Annotated in this window: 15 protein-coding genes; 7 read left to right on the plus strand and 8 right to left on the minus strand. The window is 34.9% G+C overall.

Going from position 1 to position 17,311, the window contains the following annotated elements; translation table 11 throughout:
* Window positions 1–15: 15 nt before the first annotated feature.
* From QZ657_RS03035 to QZ657_RS03045, 3 genes are read right to left on the minus strand one after another with little or no spacing between them, the layout of a single operon-like run.
* The gene (locus QZ657_RS03035; RefSeq protein WP_291964899.1) at window positions 16–867 is read right to left on the minus strand and encodes a transglutaminase-like domain-containing protein; all 852 of its coding nucleotides are present in this window, start codon (window positions 865–867) and stop codon (window positions 16–18) included.
* Between the two features lie 28 nt (window positions 868–895).
* Entirely contained in the window at window positions 896–1,843 is a 948-nt protein-coding gene (locus tag QZ657_RS03040) for an alpha-E domain-containing protein (RefSeq protein WP_276473018.1), read from the minus strand.
* Window positions 1,844–1,852: 9 nt separating this feature from the next.
* Complete coding sequence (locus tag QZ657_RS03045; protein ID WP_291964900.1) at window positions 1,853–3,316, minus strand: circularly permuted type 2 ATP-grasp protein; 1,464 nt, start codon at window positions 3,314–3,316, stop codon at window positions 1,853–1,855.
* A gap of 193 nt (window positions 3,317–3,509) precedes the next feature.
* Here QZ657_RS03045 and QZ657_RS03050 point away from each other — a divergent pair, with 193 nt between their 5' ends.
* Window positions 3,510–5,918 (plus strand): zinc-dependent metalloprotease, encoded by a 2,409-nt coding sequence (locus QZ657_RS03050; RefSeq protein ID WP_291964903.1) that lies wholly within the window; start codon window positions 3,510–3,512, stop codon window positions 5,916–5,918.
* A 21-nt stretch (window positions 5,919–5,939) separates the two neighbouring features.
* Complete coding sequence (locus tag QZ657_RS03055) at window positions 5,940–6,962, plus strand: threonine aldolase family protein (protein ID WP_291964904.1); 1,023 nt, start codon at window positions 5,940–5,942, stop codon at window positions 6,960–6,962.
* Here the strand turns inward: QZ657_RS03055 and QZ657_RS03060 are convergent.
* Complete coding sequence (locus QZ657_RS03060; RefSeq protein WP_291961080.1) at window positions 6,955–7,269, minus strand: YegP family protein; 315 nt, start codon at window positions 7,267–7,269, stop codon at window positions 6,955–6,957. The two genes, QZ657_RS03055 and QZ657_RS03060, sit on opposite strands and share 8 nt — an antisense overlap.
* 196 nt (window positions 7,270–7,465) lie before the next feature.
* Here QZ657_RS03060 and QZ657_RS03065 point away from each other — a divergent pair, with 196 nt between their 5' ends.
* Window positions 7,466–8,566 (plus strand): OmpA family protein, encoded by a 1,101-nt coding sequence (locus QZ657_RS03065; RefSeq protein ID WP_276473013.1) that lies wholly within the window; start codon window positions 7,466–7,468, stop codon window positions 8,564–8,566.
* A 524-nt stretch (window positions 8,567–9,090) separates the two neighbouring features.
* Here QZ657_RS03065 and QZ657_RS03070 read toward each other — a convergent pair.
* Both QZ657_RS03070 and QZ657_RS03075 read right to left on the minus strand, forming a co-directional pair.
* On the minus strand, window positions 9,091–9,543 hold the full coding sequence (locus tag QZ657_RS03070) for a thioredoxin family protein (protein WP_276473012.1): 453 nt from the start codon (window positions 9,541–9,543) through the stop codon (window positions 9,091–9,093).
* 41 nt (window positions 9,544–9,584) lie between these two features.
* The gene (locus tag QZ657_RS03075) at window positions 9,585–9,911 is read right to left on the minus strand and encodes a YbaB/EbfC family nucleoid-associated protein (protein WP_291961077.1); all 327 of its coding nucleotides are present in this window, start codon (window positions 9,909–9,911) and stop codon (window positions 9,585–9,587) included.
* A 125-nt stretch (window positions 9,912–10,036) separates the two neighbouring features.
* Here QZ657_RS03075 and QZ657_RS03080 point away from each other — a divergent pair, with 125 nt between their 5' ends.
* From QZ657_RS03080 to QZ657_RS03090, 3 genes are all read left to right on the plus strand, one after another.
* Window positions 10,037–12,094 carry a S9 family peptidase gene (locus QZ657_RS03080; RefSeq protein ID WP_291964906.1) on the plus strand — a complete coding sequence of 686 codons (2,058 nt, stop codon included), beginning with the start codon at window positions 10,037–10,039 and terminating at the stop codon, window positions 12,092–12,094.
* 78 nt (window positions 12,095–12,172) lie between these two features.
* Window positions 12,173–13,213 carry a PLP-dependent cysteine synthase family protein gene (locus tag QZ657_RS03085; protein ID WP_276473009.1) on the plus strand — a complete coding sequence of 347 codons (1,041 nt, stop codon included), beginning with the start codon at window positions 12,173–12,175 and terminating at the stop codon, window positions 13,211–13,213.
* 117 nt (window positions 13,214–13,330) lie between these two features.
* Window positions 13,331–14,590 carry an aminotransferase class I/II-fold pyridoxal phosphate-dependent enzyme gene (locus QZ657_RS03090; protein WP_276473008.1) on the plus strand — a complete coding sequence of 420 codons (1,260 nt, stop codon included), beginning with the start codon at window positions 13,331–13,333 and terminating at the stop codon, window positions 14,588–14,590.
* A gap of 58 nt (window positions 14,591–14,648) precedes the next feature.
* Here the strand turns inward: QZ657_RS03090 and QZ657_RS03095 are convergent, their stop codons facing one another.
* Both QZ657_RS03095 and QZ657_RS03100 read right to left on the minus strand, forming a co-directional pair.
* Window positions 14,649–15,767, minus strand: a complete 1,119-nt coding sequence (locus QZ657_RS03095; RefSeq protein ID WP_291961074.1) for a GTP cyclohydrolase — start codon at window positions 15,765–15,767, stop codon at window positions 14,649–14,651.
* An 88-nt stretch (window positions 15,768–15,855) separates the two neighbouring features.
* On the minus strand, window positions 15,856–16,941 hold the full coding sequence (locus QZ657_RS03100; RefSeq protein ID WP_291964977.1) for a transporter: 1,086 nt from the start codon (window positions 16,939–16,941) through the stop codon (window positions 15,856–15,858).
* An 87-nt stretch (window positions 16,942–17,028) separates the two neighbouring features.
* On the opposite strand from QZ657_RS03100, the gene QZ657_RS03105 reads away from it, so the two are divergent.
* Window positions 17,029–17,283 (plus strand): DUF4834 domain-containing protein, encoded by a 255-nt coding sequence (locus QZ657_RS03105; RefSeq protein ID WP_291964908.1) that lies wholly within the window; start codon window positions 17,029–17,031, stop codon window positions 17,281–17,283.
* Window positions 17,284–17,311 lie beyond the last annotated feature (28 nt).

Raw genomic sequence — 17,311 nt, forward strand, 5'->3', positions numbered from 1 at the left:
GATATTTTAGAATACCTATTGTTGGCTTTCTACGGTTACCGAGTGTATTGTCTTGTTCTTGCCGTGCGAATGTATTATTCCCTTTAACGGGGCGCAGTCATTATAGTCCTTACCGTGACATACTTTAATATGGTTCGTATTGGCCAAAATATTATTTGTAGGGTCAAAACCTTTCCATCCAATTTCAGGTATATATGATTCTACCCATGCGTGCATTTGAGAATCTCCTTGGTAATTGTTATTTTGATCAAGGTAGCCACTTACATATCGGGTAGGTATACCGTTACTACGTGATAATGCACAGAAAAGATGCGCAAAATCTTGACACACACCTTTTTGATTAGAAATAATATCTTTTAAGATGGTATTCACTTCTGTGGCACCTGTGGTGAATTTGATGTAATTAAAAGTAAAATTATTTAACGATACAAGATTATCGAAAATGGACAATGAATTATTAAACCTAAATAATTGCTCTTCCGTATTTTTAATTGTGGTGTAAGTGGTAGCTTTTAAAAAGCGTTCATGGGTAATTTTAAAACCTAAATTTTGCAGTGTATCGTAAGCTGATGATTTATCTAAGCTTATTCTAAAATTATAAGGATCTATTTCTTCTTTTAAAAACTTAAACTTTGCTTCAAATGAAATTTCTTTGAATTTTTTTTTAGGGTGAACTCGCAACGTTTTAAAGCCATAACCGTTAATGGAATTCTCGGTAATTGCATATTGCGAATTGCTAAATTCAATTTCTACCTCATGCTGGGTCTCATTTTCCACAGGAATTATTAAAAATTGCCAATGTGCATCATAAACCCATTCGTCATAAACATTGGTTGCACTATAGGTAATCTCAAATTCTCTCGGCATAGGAACAAATATACCTTATTTTGCCCTCTTAATAGTTAAAAAACTCTTCATCTACCTTGTTGCTTATATCAACAAGACTTTTTAAAATGTCTTCAATAAATGATTTAATATCTTCATCTATTTCTTCAATATATTTAAATTCATATTCTGATCTGACCCTACCAATTAAAAAAGCTGTTGAGTCCTTGTTATATCGTTTTTCTGGGTTTAAAATTTTAACATGTTGGTTGACCTGGTTTAACGAATTCATTACCGATCTAGGGCAGTTGGGATTTAGGATCAAAAACTCTAATGTAGTAATGCTTGTAGGTGTTTTTTTATAGAACCTGCGCATCATATCATAAGATTCTGCACATTTTAAAAGGGTGGTCCATTCAAAACTTTTTCTAAATCTCTCGTTCTCCCCACCTTGTGACAGCATTGCATCATTAAACTTGGCATTGATCATTCTGGTTATTTGAGTTGCTCGCTCTATATTTATACCCATAGAAATGATTGCATAAGTTGCATCATGTAATAATGTGCCACGAATCTTTCCTCTTAGAATATCTGTCATTTCTGCTACATGGGTAGTAAATTCGTGAAGGCCGTTTTTTACAAATACTTCTTTAGGGTAGTTGATGACAAAATGGTAGAACTTATTAATTGCCTCATATAGTTCTGTAGAAATTAAATCTCTAGCGCTATTGGCATTCTCACGTGCAAATTTAATGTTGTTGATAATAGATGAACTATAGTTGGGGTCTAGCCCAATTTTGTACAGAACATCTTCTTCCTTTAAAAATTTCTTGTCATCTTTTTCCGGGTCGCCAACCATAAATAACATAGAGCGCAAAACAAACTGGCGGTCTTGTGATTTTATATTGGGAGCATCTAATGATGAAAAGTAATTTACATTTAAATATCTTGCTACGTGTTCTGAACGTTCAATATAACGTCCCATCCAAAATAGATTATTGGCAACTCTTGCTAACATATAATTTCTTTATTTTTTTAGTACCCAGGTGTCTTTTGATCCACCTCCTTGAGATGAATTGACTATTAAGTTTCCTTTCTTTAATGCAACACGTGTCAATCCGCCTTTTAAAACAAATTCTTTGTCCTTGCCAAGTACTGTAAATGTTCTTAAATCTACGTGTCGTTGTTCAAAAGACTCAGAGTCGTCTATATATGTTGGGTGAACGGACAAGGACATTATAGGTTGTGCTACATATTTTCTTGGGCTTGCCTTGACTTCGGCCTTAACCTTTTCTATTTCTGATTTGGTCAGCCTATTTCCTATAGAAATACCATAACCGCCAGCTTCATCTACAGGTTTGATCACTAATTCATGAATTTGCTCAAGAACATATTTTAATTCATCTGGTCTACTGCAGTGGTAGGTGTGGACATTGTTTAAAATTGGTTCTTCATTTAGGTAATATTTAATGATCTGTGGCATGTAGGTGTAGACCGCCTTGTCATCTGCTACTCCGGTGCCGGGCGCGTTAGCAAGAGTCACGTTTCCTTTTTTATATGCAGCGAACAAGCCTGGTACGCCTAAAACAGAATCTGGGTTAAACTCTAATGGGTCTATAAATTGATCGTCTATTCTTCTATAAATAACATCTACCTTCTCCGGTCCCTTTATGGTCTTCATGTAAACAAAATCATTTTCTACAAAAAGATCTCGGCCCTCTACCAATTCAACTCCCATAGTTTTGGCCAAGTATGAGTGTTCATAAAATGCCGAATTGTACATACCTGGTGTTATGACTACTACATTAGGTATATCCACACCTTTGGGTTTTACAGACTCTAGGAGTTCTAATAAATTTTCGGCATAGTTTGTAACGGTGTGTGTTTGGTAGTGGTTGAATACACCAAATAAGGCCTTTTTAAGTGCTGTGCGGTTACATATGACATAGCTTACACCAGAGGGACATCTAATATTATCTTCAAGGACATAATATTTACCGTCCTTATGTTTAATGACATCCGTGCCGGATATGTGGTTGTAAATGCCGCCAGGCGGATTTATTCCGTTCATCTGATCTAAATAGTTGGCAGATGACGTTATCAAATCTATAGGAACAACATTGTCTTTTAATATTTTTTTATCGTGATATATATCCCATAGAAATAAGTTCAGAGCCTTGCTTCTTTGTATAGACCCGCGTTCTATTATGTCCCAATCCACGGGGTCAATAATTCTAGGAAATAAATCGAACGGAAAAATCTTTTCTTGAACATTCTTATCGCCATATACTTGAAAAGTAATACCCTGATTGAAAAAGGATGATTTTGCCTTGTTGTTCAAAGAAACATAATCGTTAATGGAATGTTCGCCATAAAGGTTGAACAGTTTTTGATATACCCCCTTTATTTTTCCGTTCTTATCATAGATTTCATCATATAGGTCTGGGTTTCTTTGATAAGAAGAGAAAATTTGATTTTCAATATTGGTCATATATATTCTTTTGTAAAAGGTACAGGATAAAAAGCAATAAACAAATGGCATTTCTGTAATAATCGACAGTATTTTTCTTTATTCTATAATTATTCTGTAGGTTTTTTAACAAGAATGATTTTTATAATTTAGTTAGTTGCTCTTGGTTTTGGTTCGTTAGTTTTTCAATACTTTTAAGCAAAACTTATAGAAAATGAGAAAAAACTACGCACTTTTTTTAGGGTTGGTACTACTGTCCTTTAATATGTTGTTTGCACAGTTTAACGACCAAAAGAAAAATTTTGTAAAGTACGAGGGACTTTATGATTTTTATTACGACGCTAACACTGATAAGATTTTTTTAGAGGTAGATAATTTAGAAGAAGAATTCTTATATGTGTATGCTTTAAGTAGTGGTATTGGTAGTAATGATATTGGTTTGGATCGTGGTCAGCTTGGCGATGAGCAGGTGGTATTTTTCAAAAAAGCCGGTAACAAATTACTTTTGGTTCAGCCTAACTTAAAGTATAGGGCAATTACCGAAAATGAATTAGAGCGTAAATCTGTTGAGCAAGCATTTGCAAAATCAATATTGTTCGGTTTTCCAATAATAGAAGAGAAGGGTGGTAAATATATAATTGATATCACCGATTTTTTAATGCAAGATGCCCATGGTGTGTCTAACCGATTAAAAAGAACCGAGCAAGGTTCTTATAGTCTGGATAAATCTAAAAGTGCCTTTGCTTTAGAAAGGACGAAGGCATTTCCTAAAAATGTTGAGTTCGATGTTACTTTGACATTTAAAGGTCAGGCAACAGGTAGTTATATAAGGAGTGTTGCACCCAATGCAGATCTGGTTACCGTTGCAGAGCATCATTCTTTTATAGCGTTACCTGATAATAAGTATAAAAAAAGAGTGTTTGATCCTAGGTCCGGTTCATCTCCTTTTAGCTATTATGATTATGCCACCCCGGTGGAATCTAATATTTTAAAGCAATTTATTAGAAGGCATCGTTTAGAGAAAAAGAACCCTACAGCAGCGGTCAGTGAGGCGGTCGAGCCTATTATTTATTATTTGGATAACGGCACGCCAGAGCCTGTTAGGTCTGCACTTTTAGAAGGTGGCCGTTGGTGGAACCAAGCTTTTGAAGCAATTGGCTATAAAGATGCTTTTCAAATTAAAATGCTACCCGATGATGCCGACCCCCTAGATGTTAGGTACAATGTAATACAATGGGTACACCGCTCTACAAGAGGGTGGAGTTATGGTAGTAGTATAACAGATCCCAGAACTGGTGAAATTATGAAAGGTCATGTTAGTCTAGGTAGCTTGAGAATACGACAAGATTTCTTGATTGCCCAGGCATTGATGAATAGACCTTTTGCGGAAAGAGATGATAATTACCAACCAATGTTAGAAATGGCCATTGCACGTATTCGTCAATTATCTGCTCATGAAATTGGTCATACCTTGGGTTTTGCCCACAATTACGCGGCAAGTACAACCGGTAAATCATCGGTTATGGATTATCCGCATCCACAATTTACCTTAAACGATGGTAAGGTTGAATTTTCTAAGGCATATGAAGTAGGCATAGGAGATTGGGATAAGGTTACGGTTGCTTATTCCTATCAAGATTTTAACGATGGTGAAAATGAGCAGGAAGGTTTGAATAAAATTCTAGATAAAGCAAAAGCGGACGGATTACGATATATAACCGATCAAGATGCACGCCCGCAAGGTAGCGCACATGTGTTGGCACACCTTTGGGATAATGGTACAGATGTTAGCAAAGAATTAGATGATATGTTAAAACTGCGCAAGGTGGCTATAAACAATTTCTCTGTTGATAATATTAAAGAAGGTACACCGTATTCCGTTTTAGAAGACGTATTTGTTCCGCTTTATTTTTTTCATAGATATCAAACGGAAGGTGTAGCAAAGGTTATAGGCGGATTAGAATATAATTATGCAATAAAAGGTGATGGGCAAGAAGTTGTAGCTATTGCTGGTAAAGAGATGCAAGAGAAGGCATTAAGAAGTGTTTTAAAAACTTTAGACGCAAATGAATTGGCCATACCTAAGGATAAGTTAAGCTTGTTTCCTCCAAGATCTTTTGGTACTCCCCGTACAAGAGAGTCTATAAAAGGTAAAACAGGAGTTTCTTTTGATGCATTGTCTGCGGTAGAAACTGCTTCGGATATGACCTTGAAGTTTTTATTGCATCCAGAGAAAGCTTCTAGGCTTATTCAGCAAAAAGCTATTGATCAAGGAAATTTAGGATTAGATGATGTGTTTAATAAATTAATAGCATCGACTATTAATAATAAACAGAAAGACGCTTATTTGAACGAAGCGCAGACTATTATTAATTTTAGGGTATTGCATCATATTATGAACTTGGCAGGGCACACAAATGTGCATCCACAGGTAAATGCAATTGCATCTCAAAAATTAACGGAATTAAGTGCTCTGTTGGAAAAAGATTCTGGAACATCTGCTATAAGTGCGGAAATGGTTAGGAGGATTAACTCTTTTAAAGCACGCCCAGAATTGTTCAAAGTGATACCTTCGCCAAAAATTCCTGATGGGTCGCCAATAGGAACAAATTGTTTTCATTAATTCAATCTTTACATTTTATTTATGCTTATTAATCTTATCAGTGATACGGTAACGAAACCTACACCAGGTATGTTAGATGCAATGATGTCGGCAGCTGTTGGTGATGATGTCTTTAAAGAAGATCCAACGGTAAATGCGTTAGAGGATAAAGCGGCCAAACTTTTTGGAATGGAGTCTGCATTGTTTTTTCCTAGTGGCACTATGACCAACCAAACGGCCATAAAATTGCATACTCAACCTGGTGAGCAATTAATTTGTGATAAATACGCGCATATTTATAATTATGAGGGTGGTGGAGTAAGTTTTAATAGTGGGGTCTCATGTCGCTTGGTGGATGGGGACAGAGGTACAATGAAAGCGGCACAAGTGGAAGCTTCTATTAACCCGCCAGATTTTTACCATAGTCCGTTATCTACTTTGGTCTGTGTAGAAAATACCGCTAATAAAGGTGGTGGTACTTGCTGGGATTTTAAAGAGCTTGAAAAAATAAGAAAGGTTTGTGATGATCATAAATTAGGATTTCATTTAGACGGGGCCCGTTTGTGGAATGCCATGGTAGAAAAAAATGAAACTACATTACAGTATGGACAGCTATTCGATACTATTAGCGTTTGTTTAAGTAAAGGCTTGGGTTGCCCAGTTGGCTCTTTATTATTAGGGACCAAAGAGCAAATGGATAAAGCGCTTCGTATTCGTAAAATTTTCGGTGGTGGTATGCGCCAATCCGGATTTCTGGCGGCAGCGGCAATTTATGCCTTAGATAATCACGTAGAAAGATTAACGGAAGATCATATAAAGGCAAAAGAGATAGGTGTTGCGCTGTCTGCCAAATCTTTTATAAAAAAAGTGGAACCTATTGAGACTAATATCGTCATTTTTGAGATTGATGAGTCTTTTATGTCCAGTGATCAGTTTGTGAATAGACTAAAAGAAAAAAATGTTTTAATCATAAGCATGGGTCAGGGTAAGTTAAGAATGGTTACCCATTTAGATTATACTGATGATATGCATAATGAATTATTGATGATATTAAAATCTATTTAATATCAATGTCAATACTGTTAGATATATTTAAAATACCGTTTTCCATACCGGCTTCAGAGGAGTAAAGTCCGCTGGAGCCAATTATTTTTCCATCGGTATTTTTTAATTCAATTAAAAATTTGCCATCCGTGTTTGTTCTGCGCTCAAACAATTTACCGTTGCTGTTCTTTAAAAATTTCACTTCTTTTAAAGCGCTATCTATTTCGTTTTCAGTACTAAATGGAACGCTCTTTAATAATGTATTGCCATTTTCAGATTTTAAAATAAACTGATATAGCCCATCTTCTTTTTTATCTATTTTGATCATCTCACTAAAGATAATTAATATTTTCTCTGCTTTTTAGTGACTTTTTAAATAATACTGTGTCTTATCTATTGAGAGGTTGATTCATTAACTTTTGATTAAGAAAAAGCTTTTAAAAAGTAGGGCTTTTCTTATTGAAATGTTAAAATATTAACATAAATTGCCAAATATTAATTATTAAAAAAAAATCCTTATCAAAATGAAAAAAGTATTATTCCTAGCAGTTGCATTTTCAGCGTCGTTTGCAATGGCCCAAGATTTGCCTTCAAATCCAGAGCCAGGTAAATGTTACGTGCGTTGTACAACTCCAGATGTTTATGTAAATGAAACTACTACGATTACAACAAATCCGTCGTACAAGATTTTAAAAACGATTCCTGCTACTTTTAAGACAGTGACAGAACGTGTATTAGTGAGAGAAGAAGAAAAAGTACTTACAGTAGTTCCTGCTAAGTGGGGAACAGAAACGGTAACGTATGTATCTAAAGGAGGTGGAAATTCTTTACAGGTGATTCCTGCTTCTTTTTCTCCTAGCACACAAACATTAGAAATAAAGCCAGCTTACGCTCAATGGGAGTTAGGTGTTGCCGCTCCTGATTGTGAATCTGGAAATCCAGATGATTGTAGATACTGGTGTTACAAAGGGTATCCAGCACAATTTGAGACAATTTCAACTCAGGTTCTTGCAAGTGATGCTTCAACAACAAGTACTCCATTACCTTCTAAGAATGGATCGTACACTAAATCAGTATTGATTTCTCCTGCTACTGTTGTAGAGAAAATTATTCCTGCTGAGTACAGAGAAATTACTAAAACCGTATTGGATAAAGATGCTTATACTGTTGAAGAAATAGTTCCTGCAAAAACTACGACTATTACAAAAGAAGTTTTAAAGGAAAAAGGTGGTTTAACTACATGGAAAGAAGTAGAATGTGCATTAGTTGAGTACCAAGCTTTACCTATCAACTGGGATTCTGGAAGTGCTACGTTAACTTCTCAAGCTAAAAGTATCATAGATAACAGATTGTTGCCTGTATTAGCTCAAAACCCAGGTGTTAAAGTTGAATTAGCGTCTCATACAGATTCTCAAGGTGGTGCGGCTTCTAACCAAGATCTTTCTGAAAGAAGAGCTAAAGCTGTAGCAGATTACTTAATCTCTAAAGGTGTTAACTCTAGTCTTTTAGTTGCTAACGGTTACGGTGAAACTAAATTATTGAACAGATGTAGCGATGGTGTTTCTTGTACTGCAAGAGAGCACGCTGTAAACAGAAGAACTCAATTTAGATTAATTAATAACTAATTATTAGGTTATTTAGTGAAGAAGGGCTTACAACAAGTAAGCCCTTTTTTTATGCTTTATAACTACCATTCTATACGTATGATTTTTACTTTACGATTCATTGTAATCAGTAAAGTTTAATATGTGCTTTAAAGAGTCTTGGTTACTAATATTTAGGTTGTCAGGATAATTTTTATTGCTGAGGTTCCAAGGGTTGGTTTTAATTATAAGAAATGTAATCAGTAACAATGCTTGTAATCAGAGATATGACAAATAATAGGAGTGATTAACTTTTTAATTTCATGGAAACGATTGTAGTTTTTTATTGGCACCACCAAAGGGTATAATACCCCTAGGCTTGCCTCGAATTTAATAGTTTAATTTCTTTGAATACCTCAGGGCTTGCCCTTAGGTGTTTTATCTAGCTATTTAAAAAGAATGTCATGCATTTACCTAAGCGTTATGTTTTATATGGGTTACAGTGGTATTTAAAAATAAAAAGGGCTTACATCATGTAAGCCCTTTTTATTTTTAAATGAATCTTATTACTTGTTCTTCTCTAAAAGTCTAAGGTGCGAATCTACAACACCGTTCATGCTATAACCGGATAATTTATCTAATTCATTTCCTTTTGCATCTATAATCTTGAATAACGGAAATACTTTTTTCTTATTTAATTTTGTTAATAAGGCTTTATTGTGCACCATTTGTTTTTCTGATATTAAATCTCTGTTTCTGGGTACATCTATATAAAGTAATATGTAATTATTGGATAGTTCTTTAAACTCTTTAGTGTCGAATAAATCTGTTTTAAGCATTTTACAAGGCGGGCACCAATCACTACCGGTAAAGTAAACCAAAACGTTCTTGTTTTGCTTTTTAGCTTTTGAAATGGCAGTATCATAATTAGTTAACCATTTAGAATCGTCTACGCTATTGAAATCTGCTTGAGCCGAAGCAAAAAGCGGAATCATGAATAATAAAATAAAATACTTCATAATTTATATTTTAAAGAATATCTACAAATAACTTGCCAATCTTACTTAAATAACGAATCCATCCCAGGAATATTGGGCATTCCGTCTTTGGCAACTGCAGCTAATTCTGTTTCGTTTACGTTGGTTGCGTTCTTTATAGCTTTGTTCAAGGTAAGTATTAAATAATCTTCTAATTGCTCTTTATCTTGCAAAAGACTGTCATCTATTACTATTTTCTTGACTTCTCTATTCGCTGTAATTGTCACAGAAATTAAACCATCGTTAGATTTTTCTTCTAATGAAACTGTATCTAATCTTTTTTTAGTTTCTTCTACTTTTTTTTGGGTTTCTTTGAGTTTTCCCATCATACCCATCATATCTCCGAACATAATTTCATTTTTATTTTAGGTTGTAAAAATAATAAAAATAGAGGCATTCTAGTTTTTAACGGTAATAAAACGGGGGTCTGTTAATTAGTCTTATTTTTGCCATCTTATTTTATAATGTATTTTGTATGAGTGTTAAGCATCCGCCAAAGGCGCAAAAACTTCCGAAAGAATTGATCATTCATGATGATGTTCGGGTTGATAATTACTATTGGTTGAACGATAAAGAAAACAAAGATGTTATTTCTTATCTGGAAGCTGAGAATAAATATTACGATGCCTTAACTGAGCATACCAAAAAATTTCAGGAAGATTTATTTCAGGAAATGAAAGGTAGGATCAAAGAAGACGATTCTTCTGTTCCTTATAAATTGAATGATTACTGGTATAGTACCAGATATATTATTGGTGGTGAATACCCTTTATACTCTAGATTTAAAAATAATCTAGATACTGAAGAGGAAATCATGTTCAATTGCAATGACATGGCTAAAGGCTATGATTACTTTAGTCTTGGAGGTATAGCCATTAGTCCAAATAATAAAATGGCTGCTTTTGGTGTGGATACTGTTTCTAGAAGGCAATATACCCTACAGATTAAAAATCTTGAAACAGGTTTGGTTTTAGAGGATAAAATTGAGAATACAACAGGTGGTGGTGTCTGGGCAAATGATAATGAAACCCTGTTTTATACTCGTAAAGATCCGGTTACCCTTAGATCGGATAAAATTTATAAACATAAATTAGGTACGCCTACATCTGAAGATGTATTGGTTTTTCAAGAAAAAGATGATACGTTCAGTACGTTTATTTATAAAACCAAATCAAAGAAATTTTTGGTAATTGGATCATTTAGTACCTTAACTTCAGAATTTCAAATTCTTTCAACGGATACGCCTGATGGTGATTTTCAAATGTTTTCACCTAGAGAACGCGGATTGGAATATACCATTTTTCATTATGACGATAGTTTCTTTATATTAACGAATAAAGATGATGCGGAGAATTTTAAATTAATGCGTACATCTGAAGACAAGACTTTTTCTGGGTATTGGCAAGAATTCATTCCGCACAGAACAGATGTGCTTTTAGAAGATATAGATATTTTTAAGGAATATTATGTGCTTTCAGAACGTGAGAACGGTCTTAATAAAATAAGAATTATTCGTTGGGACGGTGCGGATGAATACTATTTACCTTTTGAAAGTGAAACATATACTGCATATGTAGGTAGTAATCCTGATTTTGATACAGAGGTTCTTAGATACTCCTATAACTCTATGTCAACACCAAGTTCGGTCATTGATTTTAATATGCGTACCAAAGAAAAGGAAATCAAAAAAGAACAAGAAGTCCTTGGTGGCCTGTTCCACAAGGAAAATTATAAGGAAGAACGTTTGTGGGCAACCGCCAGGGACGGGGAAAAAATACCGATGTCACTTGTTTATAGAAAAGATACGGTCATAAATGAGAATACGCCAATTTTACAATATGCATACGGATCTTACGGGTCTACAATAGACCCGTATTTTTCTACCGTAAGATTAAGTTTGTTAGACCGCGGATTTGTGTTTGCTATTGCTCATATAAGGGGAGGGGAGTACCTAGGTCGTAAGTGGTACGAGACAGGAAAACTGTTGAAAAAGAAAAACACGTTTACGGATTTTATTGATTGCTCTAAATATTTAATTGAGCAAAAAATGACCAGCGATAAGCATTTGTATGCAATGGGCGGATCTGCAGGTGGTCTGTTAATGGGTGCAATTATTAATATGCAACCAGATATTTATAACGGTGTTATTGCTGCGGTACCTTTTGTAGACGTTGTTACTACTATGTTAGATGATTCAATACCGTTGACCACTGGGGAGTACGATGAATGGGGCAACCCCAATGACAAAGTATATTACGATTATATGAAGTCATATTCTCCTTATGATAATGTTACGGCTCAGGCATATCCTCATATGTTGGTAACAACGGGCTTACATGATTCTCAAGTACAGTATTTTGAACCTGCAAAGTGGGTCGCTAAGCTTAGGGAGTTTAAGAAAGATGACCAATTATTGCTATTAAATACAAATATGGACGCCGGTCATGGCGGTGCTTCGGGTAGGTTTGAGTCTTTGAAAGAGGTTGCAAAAGAATATGCATTTCTTTTAGATTTGGAAGGTAAAATCGCATAGTGGAAAAAAAACTGTAAATTTGCTACGGAAATTTTAACGATTTCCTACAAATATTAATTAAACATTGATATCCCCCTTATGAAAAATGAGATCAGGGCTTACAACAATATATTAGAGCTGGTTGGTAATACACCACTAGTTAAGTTGAATAAAATAGCAGAAAACCTTACCGGTAATTTTTACGCTAAGGTAGAAGCATTTAATCCGGGTCACTCTTCAAAAGACAGAATAGCGATTCATATTATTGAGCAGGCAGAGAAAGCAGGTTTACTTACGGAAGGCAGCACAGTAATAGAGACAACTTCGGGAAATACCGGCTTTAGTATTGCAATGGCAAGTATTATAAAAGGGTACGATTGTATTCTAGCGGTAAGTTCAAAGTCATCTCCGGATAAAATAGATATGCTACGCTCAATGGGTGCAAAGGTATATGTATGTCCGGCTCATGTAAGTGCAGATGATCCAAGGTCATATTACGAAGTTGCAAAAAGGTTGCATAAAGAAACAAAAGGTTCTATTTATATCAACCAATATTTCAATCAGTTGAATATGGAAGCCCATTATAGATCTACTGGTCCAGAGATATGGGAGCAGACTGGTGGGCAAATTACACATCTTATTGCCTGTAGTGGTACAGGTGGTACAATTTCTGGAACGGCACGGTATTTAAAGGAACAAAACCCGAATATAAAAGTTATTGGTGTAGATGCTTATGGCTCTGTCCTAAAAAAATATCATGAAACCGGTAAATTGGATACCAATGAGATTTATCCTTATAGAATAGAAGGTTTGGGAAAAAACTTAATTCCCGGTGCTACGGATTTTAGTGCTATAGATGAGTTTATTAAAGTTACCGATGCTGAAAGTGCACATACAGCTAGAGAAATTTCTAGAACTGAAGGTATTTTTGTAGGGTATACCAGTGGTGCGGTTATGCAGGCCATTAAACAATTGAATGAATTGAACACCTTTGATAAAAATAGTAATGTAGTGTGTATATTTCCTGATCATGGTTCTCGTTATATGAGTAAAATATATAGTGACCAGTGGATGGAGGATCAAGGTTTCTTGAATACGCAAACGGTGGAAGAAACACAGGAAATTCAATATATTAAGTAATTTTTTTAAGATATAATTGTAAATAAAGTGGGTTTATAGCCCACTTTTTTGCGTTATAAATAATTTATGTTCTTTTATCAAAATTATTTACTTTTGCAGACAGATCCAAATTAAACAATGAAAGACTTATTTGATAGAATTTTAGCGAATAAAGGCCCTTTAGGTAAATGGGCTTCACAAGCAGAGGGTTACTTCGTGTTCCCTAAATTGGAAGGTCCTATTTCTAATAGAATGAAATTTCAGGGAAAAGATGTTATCACCTGGAGTATCAATGATTATTTAGGCTTGGCGAATCTTCCTGAGATTAAGAAGGTAGATGGTGAGGCTGCAGCTGAATATGGTTCTGCATACCCAATGGGAGCAAGAATGATGAGTGGTCATACAGAGTTTCATGAGCAATTGGAGCAGGAATGTGCTGCTTTTGTACAAAAGGAAGCTTCTTATTTGCTGAATTTTGGATACCAAGGTTTTATGTCTGTAATAGACGCCCTTGTTACTAAAGATGATATTATAGTGTATGATGTTGATTGTCATGCCTGTATAATTGACGGTGTGCGTTTGCACATGGGTAAACGTTTTACTTTCGTTCACAATAATGCAGAGAGTCTAGAAAAGAATTTAGAGCGTGCAACCAAATTGGCAGAACAGACCGGTGGTGGTATTTTGGTAATATCCGAAGGTGTTTTTGGTATGCGTGGCGAGCAAGGTATACTAAAGGAAATTGTTGCTTTAAAGGAAAAATTCAAATTTAGGTTGTTGGTAGATGATGCACATGGTTTTGGTACCTTGGGTGAGACCGGTGCCGGTGCAGGCCAAGAACAAGGTGTGCAAGATGGTATTGATGTTTACCTAGCAACTTTTGCTAAGTCTATGGCAAGTATTGGAGCTTTCGTTGCCGCCGATCAAGAAATTATTGATTATTTAAAATACAATCTTCGTTCTCAAATGTTCGCTAAATCATTACCTATGGTTTATGTGAAAGGTGCTTTAAAGCGCTTAGAGATGTTACGTACCCAACCAGAGCTTAAAGCTAAATTGTGGGAAAATGTAAATGCGTTGCAGAACGGATTAAAAGAAAAAGGATTTGACATTGGCACAACTACTAGTTGTGTTACTCCGGTTTATCTAAATGGTAGTATACCAGAGGCTATGGCCTTGGTAAAGGATTTACGTGAAAACCACGGTATTTTCTGTTCTATAGTAGTATATCCGGTAATACCTAAAGGTCTTATACTTTTACGTTTAATACCTACCGCTACCCACACGTTACAGGATGTAGAAGAAACATTGCAGGCATTCTCTTCTATTAGAGAGCGTTTGCAGAATGGAACTTATAAAAGATTATCTGCCGCAGTTGCGGCCGCAATGGGAGAGTAAATTCTTATTGCACGAAATTGTAAAAGCCCGAAATCATTAGATTTCGGGCTTTTTATTTTTAAAGTGGTTTTCTATATGTTCTTCTACGTTTATAGATGACAGGGTCAAAATGCTTCCACATTTGTTTGATTGCTAGGTTTTCTTCCAATTCCGGTGTTCTATAGCACATATCTATTCCTTTTGCTTTGAACGTTTTGTAATACTCGTTGAAAATGACGGCCGTAACTCCCTTATTTTGATAATCTGGATGAATACCTATTAAATAGAAAATAACATCTTTACTGTTTTTCTTAGCTTTTAATAAGTGAAAAAGCCCAAATGGGAACAACTTACCTTTTGCCTTCTGTAAAGCTTCTGAAAAGGAGGGCATTACTATGGCAAAGGCTATTAGTTTGTCTTCTTTATCTTTAATGAATTTAATGTACTCTGGGTTAATAAAACTTATATACTTCTTTTTAAAGTAAGCTTTTTGTATTTCTGTTATTGGAACAAAAGATGAAAGGTTGGCATAGGTTTCGTTAAAAAGGTCGAACATTTCATCTGCCATTGGCATAACCTGTTTGGTAGTTGTAAAGTTCACTTCTTTTAATCCGTAGCGTCTTTTTACCAAATCGTTCAATTTTGTAAATAGTGCGGGATCTGCATTTTTTGCCGGAAATTTATTTTCCATGTATTCCTTTTCCTTAACAAAGCCCAAATTTTCGTAATGGTCTTTGTAATAAGGGTGGTTGTACCATGTGATCATAGTACCTATATGGTCAAAACCTTCTACTAGAACACCCACTTTATCTAAATTTGAAAACCCTACTGGGCCTTCCATATATTCTAGGTTGTTCTGTTTACCTATTTCTGCAACTTTCTCTAAAAGTGTTTTTGATACTTCTGGGTCATCTACAAAATCAAACCATCCAAAGCGCATTTTTTTTACGTTTTGTTGATTGATTTCTAGATGATTGATCACCGCAGCTACACGACCTACAATTTTATCTCCGTTCTTAGCAAGAAAGAACCATGCTTCGGCATCTTTAAAAACAGGGTTTTTAGACTTGTCAAAGCTTTCTAGCTCGTCATTTATTATTGGTGGTACCCAATACTTGTTGTTTTTATATAACGAAAAAGGAAAGGTTACAAAGCGTTTTAGGTCTTGCTTTGTTTTTGCTTCATGTAGTGTGATCATTGAACTTCTTTAGAAGTGTCAATATTAGTAATATTAATCAACAAATTAAAGTGGTTGAGAATGAAAATTGGGTTGTGGCGCCAGTGCTTTAAAAGTCAATTTCGCTACTCTCTTTCTTTTTCTTTTTTTCCGCTTTCTTTAATTTTTTAAGTTGTTTTTTTGAAGGACCAAGGTCAATGTCTTCGGCACCGCTACCTTTTTTGTTCTTTTCTTTCTTTTTTTTCTTCATTGCCCTTTTGTCTATTGCCCCGCCATTCTGATCTGCTTCTTGGTCTTCAATAGGTTTAAGTTTGTCTTTATGAAAATCCATTCTATAAGAGCCGCCTATACCAAAGAAAATGCGGGTAGGGGTATTTTTTAAACTAGCTCCCATATTAAAATCGAATTGAATGTTTTCTTTTAATAAATGGGCAATACCACCACGGATCAACAAATCTGAATAACGATCGCTATTTATTCCTTGATGTTCAACAAACACACTCCATTTAGGATTTCTAAACGCGTGGGATAATGAAATGGTATAGCTTAGTTCAGGGTCATCTGTGGTAATTCTATCAAAGGCAGTATTGGTAATTAATACAAATCTAGGTGTTAATCTACTTTGTGTTGCTATCATTCCGCGGTATGAAATGGTTGGCTCTCCTACATAGAAAGGATTGTCTCCTAATACAAAATTTGCACCACCATAAATTGAAACGGCAGGTAAAAGGTTTTTGAATTGAAATTTATGGTTCGCTCTCCAGCTATATAAGTTTGGCTTGTTCGCTTCAGGATTTTTGAATGGGTCGTAAACTAAAAATTTCAATCCCAATCTGTTTCTGGAAAAATCTCTACGGTTGGTTTCTAAGTCAAAATTTAAATAAGTTAGATTTTGGGCTTGAAACGTACCTTCATAGTTCAATTCTAGTTTTTCGAACAGTAAACCGTATCGTAAAGAAATATCTGTACCCCAAATATTAGATTCTGTATTTAAAAGTGTATGGTCCTTTTGCTCATAAAACAGGCCCATTTCTGCTTGTACCACATTTCTGCCTACTGCATACGCACTTACAGATACGCCGGGTCTATTAGAATTTATTACATCTGTATATTGGGAAATACCCGCAAAAGGCAGAAAAAATAGTAGCGTTAAAACGTATTTATATGATTTAGAGGTGGTAAATATTCTATTTATGAACACGATTTTATATTTATTTTAATAGTATGATTCTTTATATACAACGTGATAATTGTATTTTTGATATATCTTAAGTAAGAATAAATGGCTTTTTTAAAAACTATATTAATTATTCTTTTGGCGTACTATTTGCTGAAGTTTTTGGCGAAATTGTTTGCACCTAGAATTTTGAACTACGCTGTCAAGAAAACTGAATCCCATTTTAGGGAAGCTTTTGACAATCAAAGGCCTTTTGATCACGAGGAAGAAGAAACTGTTATTATCAATAAAAAACCATCTAGAAAAAAGAACGATTCGGAAAAAGTAGGTGAATACATTGATTTTGAAGAGCTAGACTAGTTATCTTTGTCAAAACACTACTATTTAG

Origin of the sequence: Maribacter sp. (genome assembly GCA_020629415.1) — a bacterium.
Lineage (GTDB): Bacteria > Bacteroidota > Bacteroidia > Flavobacteriales > Flavobacteriaceae > Maribacter > Maribacter huludaoensis.